This window comes from Clostridium sp., assembly GCF_051278035.1.
Taxonomy (GTDB): Bacteria; Bacillota; Clostridia; order Clostridiales; family Clostridiaceae; genus Clostridium_AD.
On sequence record NZ_JBNMNU010000138.1, the window covers coordinates 1 to 11,894 of the forward strand.

At 28.8% G+C, this 11,894-nt stretch carries 13 protein-coding genes; 10 read left to right on the top strand and 3 right to left on the bottom strand.

Going from position 1 to position 11,894, the window contains the following annotated elements; genetic code table 11:
* Nucleotides 1-1,047: 1,047 nt before the first annotated feature.
* On the bottom strand, nt 1,048-1,458 hold the full coding sequence (locus ACJAX4_RS17565) for a hypothetical protein (RefSeq protein ID WP_435790746.1): 411 nt from the start codon (nt 1,456-1,458) through the stop codon (nt 1,048-1,050).
* Nucleotides 1,459-1,688: 230 nt separating this feature from the next.
* Nucleotides 1,689-2,690 carry a hypothetical protein gene (locus ACJAX4_RS17570; RefSeq protein ID WP_435790747.1) on the bottom strand — a complete coding sequence of 334 codons (1,002 nt, stop codon included), beginning with the start codon at nt 2,688-2,690 and terminating at the stop codon, nt 1,689-1,691.
* A 990-nt stretch (nt 2,691-3,680) separates the two neighbouring features.
* Between ACJAX4_RS17570 and ACJAX4_RS17575 the strand changes: the two genes are divergently transcribed.
* From ACJAX4_RS17575 to ACJAX4_RS17595, 5 genes are all read left to right on the top strand, one after another.
* Nucleotides 3,681-3,890 (top strand): hypothetical protein, encoded by a 210-nt coding sequence (locus tag ACJAX4_RS17575; protein ID WP_435790748.1) that lies wholly within the window; start codon nt 3,681-3,683, stop codon nt 3,888-3,890.
* 416 nt (nt 3,891-4,306) lie between these two features.
* On the top strand, nt 4,307-4,906 hold the full coding sequence (locus tag ACJAX4_RS17580; RefSeq protein WP_435790749.1) for a recombinase family protein: 600 nt from the start codon (nt 4,307-4,309) through the stop codon (nt 4,904-4,906).
* Between the two features lie 604 nt (nt 4,907-5,510).
* Nucleotides 5,511-5,813, top strand: coding sequence for a DUF2500 domain-containing protein (locus ACJAX4_RS17585; RefSeq protein ID WP_435790750.1), 303 nt, complete (start codon nt 5,511-5,513; stop codon nt 5,811-5,813).
* Nucleotides 5,814-7,197: 1,384 nt separating this feature from the next.
* A complete protein-coding gene (locus ACJAX4_RS17590; RefSeq protein WP_435790751.1) occupies nt 7,198-7,425 on the top strand; it encodes a hypothetical protein in 228 nt (75 codons plus the stop codon).
* A 109-nt stretch (nt 7,426-7,534) separates the two neighbouring features.
* Nucleotides 7,535-8,233: a bacteriorhodopsin gene (locus ACJAX4_RS17595; protein WP_435790752.1), complete on the top strand. Its 699-nt coding sequence runs from the start codon at nt 7,535-7,537 to the stop codon at nt 8,231-8,233.
* Between the two features lie 2 nt (nt 8,234-8,235).
* Here the strand turns inward: ACJAX4_RS17595 and ACJAX4_RS17600 are convergent, their stop codons facing one another.
* Nucleotides 8,236-8,997, bottom strand: coding sequence for an SDR family NAD(P)-dependent oxidoreductase (locus ACJAX4_RS17600; protein WP_435790753.1), 762 nt, complete (start codon nt 8,995-8,997; stop codon nt 8,236-8,238).
* A 490-nt stretch (nt 8,998-9,487) separates the two neighbouring features.
* Between ACJAX4_RS17600 and ACJAX4_RS17605 the strand changes: the two genes are divergently transcribed.
* The 5 genes from ACJAX4_RS17605 to ACJAX4_RS17625 all read left to right on the top strand — a co-directional run bounded on the left by ACJAX4_RS17605 (nt 9,488) and on the right by ACJAX4_RS17625 (nt 11,778).
* The gene (locus ACJAX4_RS17605; protein ID WP_435790754.1) at nt 9,488-10,000 is read left to right on the top strand and encodes a hypothetical protein; all 513 of its coding nucleotides are present in this window, start codon (nt 9,488-9,490) and stop codon (nt 9,998-10,000) included.
* Nucleotides 9,997-10,194 (top strand): helix-turn-helix transcriptional regulator, encoded by a 198-nt coding sequence (locus tag ACJAX4_RS17610; RefSeq protein ID WP_435790755.1) that lies wholly within the window; start codon nt 9,997-9,999, stop codon nt 10,192-10,194. Before ACJAX4_RS17605 ends, ACJAX4_RS17610 begins: the two co-directional genes overlap by 4 nt.
* 235 nt (nt 10,195-10,429) lie before the next feature.
* Complete coding sequence (locus ACJAX4_RS17615) at nt 10,430-10,633, top strand: helix-turn-helix transcriptional regulator (RefSeq protein WP_435790756.1); 204 nt, start codon at nt 10,430-10,432, stop codon at nt 10,631-10,633.
* A complete protein-coding gene (locus ACJAX4_RS17620) occupies nt 10,630-11,067 on the top strand; it encodes a hypothetical protein (protein WP_435790757.1) in 438 nt (145 codons plus the stop codon). Before ACJAX4_RS17615 ends, ACJAX4_RS17620 begins: the two co-directional genes overlap by 4 nt.
* 60 nt (nt 11,068-11,127) lie before the next feature.
* Nucleotides 11,128-11,778 carry a hypothetical protein gene (locus ACJAX4_RS17625; RefSeq protein WP_435790758.1) on the top strand — a complete coding sequence of 217 codons (651 nt, stop codon included), beginning with the start codon at nt 11,128-11,130 and terminating at the stop codon, nt 11,776-11,778.
* The last annotated feature ends 116 nt before the right edge of the window (nt 11,779-11,894 follow it).

Here is an 11,894-nt window from a genome sequence, read left to right on the forward strand (position 1 = left end):
TTTACTAAGCGTCGAGATAAAGAAAAGAGTTCTTTAGATAAAAAGGATGTTAATAAGTTTTTGAATCAGCAGAATAAGAAAGATGAACCTGTCGATTCTGGTAATTCTGCTATGGCGGAGGCTTTTGCTAAATTTAATTTAAAATAGTAAAAAAACAACACTAGTTATAAGTACATTTATAAGTTGTTTTAAGATGTTTATCAACATATAATACTGATAAACATTTATAAATGGAGAGTCAGTAATGAGGTTATTTTGCTCATTACTGGCTCTTAATTTTATGTAATAAAATTAAATGTAAAGATATAAATGAAATTATTACTTAAATAAATCCTCTATAGGAACTTTGAGGGCTTTTGCAAAGTGCAGCTGGGAGTTTTAAAATATATTTTGCCAATCATACTGACTGAATAAATATGTTTATAATATGAAGATTGTTCTAACAATTTTCATAGATGACAAAATCAACAATATACATGAAGAGATAGCGGGAACACATCAATTTCATCAACCTCAAGAAAAGCCAAAGGAGGATCCTGTTGAACCTACCTATAAGACTTTAAACCATTTTCAAAAAGAAAAAATTTATTACCAGAATAGAATTATCAGTATTATTATTTATTAATAAATTCACAAAATTTCCAGATAACTACAAATGGAAATAATATTTCAATTTGAGAAGATTAGAAGAGCAAGAGCATTCGATAATTGTAAAGCAGAGAGAGATTGAGTATAGAATAGAAGAATTTAATAAAATAGATTTATTTGATCAGTACATAAAAATGTAGGGGTGCAAATAAAAACATTTTGTTTTTGACTACAACTATTGTTCAGTGATTTATCTAGGTGAGTTAGTAGTGGGTTTTTATACGGATCGATACCATATTCCTAATAAATTTAATAAAAAATAATTGAAAAAGAGTATAAATTTCGAATAGAAATTTATACTCTTTTTCATGTGCTAATTCATACCTATTATCATGTATGCTTTGTTTGTTCAAATCTTCGTAATTAATTGAAACATAAAATAAAAATCTTCTTTGAACACTATTTTGTGGTAGCATCCTTAGCAATTTTATTTGCTTCTTTAACCTGTTGGTCTATTGTATCAGCTTGCGCTTGAGTGATTACTTCGCTAGTAACTAGTTCACTTAATCTAATATTTTGGGGTTGTTTTTGTTTTCCATCTGTCGAAGTGGTTCCATCTGTTGAAGCGGTTGCATCCTTTGAAGGGGCTCCAGCTGCTGGCTGTTTTACAACTACTTCAAGAACCTTATCCGACTGAACTTGTGTTATAGTGTTATCTGTAACTAATGCTTTAAGAACATTTGAATAAGTTGTTTTCATTTCTTCTGGATCATTTTTCTTAGTGTCTTGCGTTACAGAAGTTGTGTCTGTTGTTGTAGCCGATGTATCTACTTCTTTAGAACTGCATCCAGAAAATAATACCATGGTCATACTAGCTACTATTAATATTGATGTTATTTTTTTTCATATATTTCATTTTTAAACCATCCATTTCATTTTTATTTTTTTACCTTTACTCAAGGACTTCTTTACTATTAATTATATTATCATTTATCATACTCAATACTGTTAAATTATGAATAGGTTTCTTTGGTTTTGGCGAATTAGAAGCAAAACCAAAGGCAGTTAGAAAATATTTTCTAACTGCCTTTATTTATTTACTATTCATTAGTAGAAGTAATTGTAGGTGCTACTTGTGATTTTTGTCCTTTCGAATTATCCATTTTAGGTCTTTGTGGCATTGAAGCTTGTATTTTATCTGCTTGATCTTGAGTCAAAATACCATCAGTTACAAGATTGGTAAATATATTTTCTTTTGCTGGTTTATTAGCTTCCATATAAGCTTGTCTTTCGGTAACAGTCATAGCGTTTAATTTAGTTTTTTCAGCATCTTTTGTTGTTTTTAGAGCTGTTATAGCTGCTGTTTTTTCAGCAGAAGTCATAGCATCTTTTGTTGCCTTTTGTGCTATCATTTCGGCTTTTTTTGTATCTTCTTTAGTCTTTAAAACTGCTGTTGCTTGATCAGCCTCGGCTTGAGTTATAGTTCCAGCAGTAACTTGCGTCTTTAACACAGATACTAACGGATTACCTTGCTCACCCTTATATTTTCCACCTTTGTTTTTTTGTGGAATTGTGGCTTGGATTTTAGTAGCCTGATCCTGAGTTAAAAGGTTTGCAGTTACAAGTTCAGTTATAATATTATCTTTAACTGGTTTATTAACTTTCATATAAGCTTGTCTTTCGGTAACAGTCATAGCGTTTAATTTAGCTTTTTCAGCATCTTTTGTTGCCTTTAGAGCTGTTATAGCTGCTGTTTTTTCATCAGAAGTCATAGCATCTTTTGTTTCTTTTTGTGCTACCATTTCAGCTCTGTCTGCGGCTTCTTTAGTTGTTAAGAATGATGTTATTGCATCAGACTCAGCTTGAGTTATAGTTCCGGCAGTAACTTGCGTCTTTAACACAGATACTAACGGATTAAACTTTTGTATATCACCTTTCTGCATAAAATCATTACCTGCTCTTTGATGTTCGCCAATTGAATTACTAGATATTTTAGTTTTTGGTGTAGTAGTTGATGCAAATGCAACAACACCAGTTGAAATTATTAAATTCCCAGTAATACCCGCTACAAGCAATGTACGATAAAACTTATTTTTTAACATGTAAATGCCTCCTCGAAATCAAATTAAGAATTTTATATTCTCATTGCTATAAATATAAGGTTTTATTAAGGCATTTAAGTGACAAATTTATAAACTAAGTGTTAATTTTAACAATTATTTTTAGTATGTGGTAGATCCACCATTTCCGACAAGACACCCTCTAAGAAATAACAATGTATGGTGGATAATAGTATAATTTACTTAAGAGTTCTATTAATAGATATAACTCATATTCCGCACAATGATTTTCATATTTACTATATTTAAATTTTTGACGTAACCATTCGTAATGTGACAATAAATAAAGTATAAAAACGTTTGATCATTCGTAAATCAATACCATTTAACAAAAAAAGTTGTATATAACATTAAATATCTTAATTTTTTATGCATTCAGCGGAATATGAGATGTAAAAAATCTGATTACAGACGATGATTTAATTTTTGCAGAATCACTATGTGACATAGTAGAAAAAGAAGAATGTATTCCTGTAGAGACCTGTGATGGAAAATAAGCTATAGATATTTTTTTGCCTCAAATGATATTGGGGTATGGGAACTATGCAATTATTTTTGAATTAGCTAAATTTTAAATAGTACCAAATGAGTGATTTGCTTATTCCACTTTTTTAGTAGGGGTAGTCAAAAAAATACTTATTTGTAGTCTAGCCTCCGATATAAAAACACACTAACATACCTTTTCGGGGGGGGGAGGAAAAAACACCCAATTAGTAAATATTAGATATCGTTTGTAAAGTTTTAGTGACGTATCTTATATAGTCCAATAATATATTGGTTGTATAAAACTCTCTGGTTTCAATACTTTAAAATAAAAAAATAACGTTAATTTTATATCCTCTTGTTGTGAAATATTTTAAATAATACTAATATGTAAAATATACATATTATGCTATAATTTTTATAGGGTTAAGTCGAGATTGTAAAAAAGTACAAAGTAATATAATAATACATAATTGAAAGGGGGATTTTATGAGATCATTAGGTATAGGATTGCTTACAATTGTAATTGGATATATATTATCAGTTTCTTTAGCATCATTAGGAACAGTTGATGCTAGTATGTCATATGTAGTTGGATGTATTAACGCTGTATTATATTTATCAGGAATTGTTTCAATATGGGGATATTTAATATTGAAAGAATTAAAATATAAGAATAATTATAATAAAAATAAATAAAAAGATAAATTACTTAGCAACATTCTTATAAAGATTCACAACTACTAAAACCGAACACCACATAAATTATGAGATTTAAAATAGTATTGATTTTTATATCAATACTATTTTCTTATGTTTAAATTTATTATTTTTCGCAACGAGACAAAGTCCATATTTAGACATATTAGCACCTAACTAATCACTATACCTTATTATATAAGGCTTTCTCAATACCAGTCCTTAAATGGACGATATAAGATGTATCATAAGGTATACTTAATGGAACGGTATTGTCATTACCAATTATCAACAGTTTGAATAGTATCAATAAGTTAAAATTATATTTTTGGAACGTTTCTAAAGTGTATTGACTATATGGAACGTAAATTATATAATTAAAGTATCAAAAGGATATTAAAGAAAGGACTGATACTATGAAAACTGTAGCATATTTAAGAGTAAGTTCAAAAGACCAAAATTTAGATAGGCAATTAGATGAAATTAAGAATTTAGGCATAGAAGATAAATATATATATACTGATAAACAGAGTGGTAAAGATTTTGATAGAATAGGTTATCAATATATGAAAAAAGGATTAGAAAGAGGAGATTTACTTATAATTAAATCACTTGATAGATTTGGTCGTAGTTATGAGGATATAATGAAAGAATGGAATGATATTACTAAAACTATAGGTGCTGATATTAAGGTATTAGATATGGAACTGTTAGATACTACCAAGCATAAAGATATTCTAGGTACATTTATTAGTGATTTAGTACTACAGGTACTATCATTTGTGGCCCATCAAGAAAGAGAAAATATTAAGCAACGTCAAAAAGAAGGGATTGCAACTGCTAAAAATAAAGGTATAAAGTTTGGTAGGCCTAAATTAGAAGTTAATAGTGAAAATTTTGAGTGTATATATAAACAATGGAAAGATGGAAAAGTTAAAGGTGTTGAAGCTACGCAGATGCTGAACATGACTAAAGCTACATTTTATCGTAGAGTTAAAGAGTATGAAGATAGATAGGTCGTGTTATAAAGAGGACGGACAAGGAAATAATAGCTTACAGTAAATGATTTAAGCATGAAGTTAGTAAAATCTAGCTTTATGCTTTGTTTTTTACCTAAATTTACAAATATTAAAGGGGAAAGGTAGTTTTGTGTTGAAATGAATATAGATATAAATTTAGTGGCATTGATTGTAAAATGTTATTTAACTAATGGATATAATCATATTTTATAAAGATATTTCTCTGTTAAACAATAGCTGTGAATATGTAAATTCTATAAATAAAAGTAAGGTTATTAAATCAGCTAGAGTTATAATACACGACATCAATGGCGGGGTGACACTAGTTAGCTGAAACAATATACCTGATTACTAAAAAAATATACAATCAATTGTAGGGTATTGGAAATATTAATTTTCGTTGTGATTTTCCAGAGATAAGGAGAGATGATTTTGATTATTTCAAATTATTTATAATATTAGAGGTGTATGGTCTATGGTATTATCTTAATAGAAAATATGAATTTGGAATATTAAAATAATATATTGATGAGTGAAATAAAAAATTAAAAGAAGGGTTAGTGAGAATATGTATCGTTTTATGTATAGGGGACCGGGTATTATGTTTACAATTATACTATTAATAATTTTTGGCGTTATTGTATTTGGCATTATAAGTGCAATAAAGAAAAATAGCTATAATAATGCACAACCAGTATTAACAGTAGATACTAAAGTAGTGGCAAAAAGAACAAAGGCTAGAGGAAAGAATACAAGAACATACTATTATGTAACTTTTGAATTTGAGAGTGGTGATCGAGTGGAATTGAATATGAAAGGAAATGAATTTGGAATGTTAGTTGAAGGTGATAATGGACAACTTACATTTCAAGGAGGTAGGTATTTAGGATTTAAAAGAGCATAATTTTAATATAATACTAAACATTATAGGTTAATGAAAAGATCAATATTTGAAATATATTGAATTTTATTCTAGTATATCGGCGGTTGACGGTATATTGCATCAGCTAACAGACAGTTCCCAACATCAGCCAGCCTAAACTAGAAAAGCACTAGCTTAGGCTGACTGACGTCGGGAACTGCCGAAACGTTATACGAAATTTGGAACAAAAAAGTAATTGCTCATAAGCTAATTGGGTTGACCTGATTGAGACGTAGTTGTATGATATGACAACTATCTTATCACAGAGGGAGGAGGGAATTGATAACTTGAAAATCAGCAAATAGTGGTAGTGCTCGCAAAACGCGGGAAATATACGTTAAGACAGTTATTACCAGAAAAGTCTTTTATCAAAACAGTCCGACTTAGAATTAATACTAAATAGTTCTAACTCGAATTTTCATATAACATTAGTTTAAAGCATTGATATATCTAGGGTTTAATCACTAAATGATAAAGTTCTTATTTTTTTACTCAAAACAAGTTAGTTAAAGTACAATTATAGTATTGATAATACTAACTAAAACAGCAATAAAAAATATGTATTAGTTAATATAAAATCTTTGATAAAAATATTAAATTAACACTGGTTATTCAATATTTGTCTTAAATGTATAACCATTTTGGTAACAAATGTCTTAACGTATAAAATCCGCGTTTCGCGGTTACTACCCCTATATGCCAACAGAAGATGAATTAAAGCGTGGGTTGGCCAAAGAACAAGAACTATTAGAAATAGAAAATGATTTGTAGTAGTAATAATTTTTGGAAAATTGAAACACTAATGAATACACCTATTAAGCCCTAATTAACAGGCTAATGGGTGTATTTTTGTTATGCTTTTTTCTATTTTGTATTTTGTATTTTGTACATATTTACAGGCTTCAGTATCGCAGAAGTCTTAATTTTAAATGAAATAAATAAACTGTCCGTTTGGAGTATACCGCAGACAAACGTGAACTAATAGCCTTAAAAGTGGCATTATATGGTGGCAAATATCCATATAATCAGTTCGTTTAATATATTGACTTCAAACGAACTGTTATATATAATAATGCAGCGAAGATGTTCAAAAACTTTTTATTATTGCTGTTTACAAATATATCTAAAAACATTAATATATTAAATATAGGTATTACTTATGAGTTATAAAATGATATATGTAGAGGGAGTAACTTTCTGTTTTTAAACAGAATCAAAGTCGTCACCACGGATTAAATCCCGGCTTTGATAACTTTTAAAGTTTAGAGAGACTCTACGATTGGTAAAAGTACCAATTGTAGAGTCTTTTATTTTTATCCTGTTATTAAAATCAATAAGTTTTATCTATACTAAAGGAATTAACACGATGGAAGTAAACAATAAAATAAGCGATGAGAATCCTGGGTTTTTAGCCTTCGCTTATAAAGAAATAGAAAATGGAAAACAAATAGGTATTAAAGATGAAAATGACTTAATATTTGTAGGTCTAATTTCCATGATGGACCCTCCAAGACTGGAATCTAAAGCAGCAGTTGTAGAGTGTATCAGGTCAGACATTAAACCAGTAATGATAACTCGAGATCATAAGATATAGCGTATAATTTCCGCGTTTAGCTGGCGGTACTCATACTAACAGTATAGAAATATTAATAAATGCTAATGATATTTATTAATACTAAAAAATTAATGAAAGGATGTACGCTATGAATTTTGAGTTCATTATATTGCAATTGATTTATGTTGTTATCATGGCTGCCGGTGCAATAACAATAGCTGTTATGAGTAGAAATCCTAGAGGCGTTCCTAAAATGGATTACTTTATTGCTTTTATAATACCTGTATGGTCTGGCATTGCCTACACATCTATGGCACTTGGTCAAGGAATGATAGAAATAGATCATCAAATAACATATTATGCACGTTATTTAGATTGGGTTATCACTACTCCTCTTATACTATTATCTCTTTGTTTAACAGGAATGTATTATGTGCCTAAAAATAAAGTAATTATTGTTGGAATTATGACAGCTGATGTAGTAATGATACTGAGCGGCTTAATTGGTGATTTATCTACAGGTATGAATAGATATATTTGGTTTTTTATTGGTATGACAGCATTTTTAATTATCCTATGGTTAATATGGGGACCCATTAGAATTATTGCTAGCAAGCAACGGCGAGACCTATATCAACTTTATTTATTTCTAGCCACTTATTTATCAATACTATGGATTGGTTATCCAACCGTATGGATCATTGGTCCATCTGGATTAGAAATTGTAACTCAACGAGTAGATTCATACCTATTTGTAATTCTTCCTATTTTTTCTAAGGTAGGCTTTGGTTTATTAGACTTAACGGGTATTAGGAGGTTAAAAAGCCCTTTAGGGACGATGAAATAATGTTATTTATGATACTTTTGTAATTTTCTAGCTTCTCGTTTCATATACAACTTAGGAATTAAGGGGATAACAGTACCTATCATTCTACCCCAGCTGTAGATTTTAGAAGTATAAATACAGTTTTTTTCCTTTTGTATACCTTTAATGATAGCTTTTGCAACTTGATTGGGTGTTTGCATTGGCCATTCAATGGGACTCGTATTCCCTGCTGTTTTAAAAAACTGAGTTTGGGTAGAAAGGGGGTAACTCATTAATAGTTTTCCATTATTGCCCATTTCATATCTATAGGTCTTTGCAAACCCATCCAATGCACACTTTGTTGCAGTATATAAAGCGTATCCAGGAATCGGAAACTCCACCATAGTGGATGCTGTAAATGCAATCATGTACTTTCTATCCTTATTCAGTGTAAACATTTTTTCTGATGCATAAATACAAGCAAATACGTTGGTCTGAAAAATCTTCTCTATCCTAAACCAGTCCTCTGTTATAATTTTCTCATAGTATCCCAAACCTGCATTACCAATAAATATATCAATAACACCTAATTTATTTACTGCAAATTCAAATAGTTGATCTATATTTTCCTTTTTACTTATGTCACATTTATAATGAGTTACATTTGGATGAGAATATACCAACGACTGTTCCTCTTTATCTACAGCTACAATTTGTACATTATATAGACATAGGTATTCTAAAATGCTTTTTCCTATACCTGAAGCTGATCCTGTTAAAATAATACATTTTTCGTTTAAATCCATTTTTATCTCCTTTTATATCTAATAAGGCATTGAGAACTCTTTATAATATATTTAATTATAATTAAAATATCACTGAACAGTCAAAAGTTCTTAAGAATTTTAATATGGGTGTTTTTACCTTACCCACCAAAAATGTATATTAGCATATTGGAGGTTATGAGTTAGGAGTAAAGTAGAAATTATGTTACATAACAATATCAAATATTAGTATTAAGTAACATTCACCTAGTAAAAAAGATAAGCCAAAGATAGTTTCATTTTGACCTTGAAAACTCGTTTAATTAATTGTGTAAAAATAATTATCTGAAAAAAAAACCAAAAGAAAGAATCATCTAGAGCTTAGATAGTTCTTTCTTTTGGTTTAATATAACCTTTTTTATGTTGAATGATTTTATTATATTTTTAAAAAATGTAAAGAAATATTGACATTTTTCCAATTAATGTTATTATTGAATGTAAAGAAGATTTAACATTTAGGGGGGACATAAAAATGTTTTTTAAAAAAGATGAACGCGATCAAACCGCTAACCGTTTAGCAATGCGATACACTTGTTGCTTTGAAGCGGTGCTTATATCAATTTTATGGATAATATCAACTACGTTTAAAAATTTTATATTGTTGGCACCACTACATTTATTTGGTTCTTCTATTTACGTTTCGTTTTCGAGTAACTCCAATATAGCTATTATAGCGAGCACAGAAATACTGGTTATGTTTGCTGCTCAGGCAATAATCAACAAGCGTTTAGGAGGAACAACCGAGCCTATAACAAGTGGAAGTAATAAATTTAGATTTATGGATGAGCGGGAGCGTATAGTTACAGATAAGGCTCTTTTTATAACTTATCTTTATGTTAATATCTTTCTTATTATATTGACTATTATAGATATTGTTATTAGTGGTAAATTAGGATTACCCCTTATAATAATTGCCCTGCAGCTAATTTTTTATAGCATAACTAAAGTGATACTACTTAACCATTATGGAGAGAATATATCATGAAAAATAGAGTAAAAGAGTATCGTAAACAATATAAATTAACACAAGAGGAGCTTGCTAAAAAGCTGGGTGTTACTCGCCAAACAATCATAGCTGTAGAAAATGATAAATATAATCCAACTTTAGAATTAGCTATGCGTTTAGCAAGATACTTAAATACTACAATTGAAGAATTATTTACATTAGCACAGGAATAATATTTTCAATCAAAATAAAAAATATTCTTTTGCTTTACCATTCTTTAAGTTTTGTAAAAATAATAAATTTTGAAATTATTGTTTTTTATGAATTAAAATGATGCAACATTATTCACATTATGTTGCATCATTTTTGATTTTATAACGGAAAGGAAACTTGACATAACAAAATTGCAATGATACACTAAATTTGGAAAGTTAACTTTCCTTATATTTTAGAAAGGGGTATATAAATGTGAAAAACAGACTTGAAGAATTAAGAAAACAAATAGGGGTTAAGCAAGAGGAATTAGCCGAAGCTTTAGAAGTATCGAGACAAACAATAGGTTCTCTTGAGAACGGTAGATATAATCCATCCATTATTCTTGCTTTTAAAATTGCAAAATATTTTCAAATGAAGATTGAAGAAATATTTATTTACGAGGAGGAATCGAAATGAAAAAGAATGTTATAGGTTGGAATTTACTTTTGCTTATATGTGGAATTATACTTGTTTTAATGAGCCTTTTTATTAAAACATTAGCTTATCGTCCATCTATTGGTGGAATGGGTTGTGGTATTATAGGTGCGTCTATTGGTGGCTTTTATAAAAAAATTCGCTTGTTAAAATCAGAAAACAAAACAAATAAAACAAGATATGAAGAACAACTTAAAAATGCAAAAATTAATTTAGATGATGAAAGAAAAATAATGTTAAGACAAAAATCAGGACAGATTACTAATGCTATTATGTTCGTTGTATTATTTATTTCAATTATAGCATTTACATTCATAGGCGTTGAGAAATGGATTATTTTTATCCTTTGGGGCGTAATTGCATTTAAATATATTTGTGGAATTGTAATTTTTTATTATCTCTCTAAAAAAATGTAGGTTATAAATATTAAGATTATAGTGTAATAAGTAATTTAGATTAAGGAGGTGTATGCATCCATGTCAGAATTAAAAGAAAAATTAATAGAATCAATTTTACATTCAATTATTATAATGATAATTTCATTGTTCGTAACATGCTTAGTTATTATGAGGTTATCCTTATTTTTACTATCAATGAGTTCTATAATTGGAGTGCTATTCTTAATAACCTATATTAAAAAGCCATATAATAAAGAGCATTTGATTATTAATAGTTGGCTATGTATGATCTGTGTGATTTTTATTGGCAGTGTAATCGGGAAAATTATTACGTTATCAAATTTAATTGGAATCGGCATGGGAGTATCAATATTTGATATTATCAGTTTCACTAAAATCGGGTCAAAAACTGCAAATTCTAAAGTTATGGCAAATAAAAAATTGATGTGGAAATTAATAGTATACGGTAAGTCGTTTAAAGATAAAAAACCAATACCAACAAAAGGGTTAGGAGATTTTTTGTTTTATACAATATTACTTTCAGGTATATATAAAATAAGCAACAATTCTGACTTTCTATTTTATGGTGTATGTCTAATATTCTTAGGATGTACAATAAATTGGATTATAGTTTCTTTTATATATAATAAAAAATGGTATAAAGGATTTCCAGCAACATTTATTCCTTTTATCTTAGTATTACCATTATTTTTTAAAGTTGTTAGTTGAATATTTAGTTCGTAGCATTCGTATATATCGTCAAAAGTGCCACCATATCATTAGATATGGTGGCACTTTATTAAGCACTTATTGATATTATGAAAGTAACACAATACCAGTTGTGT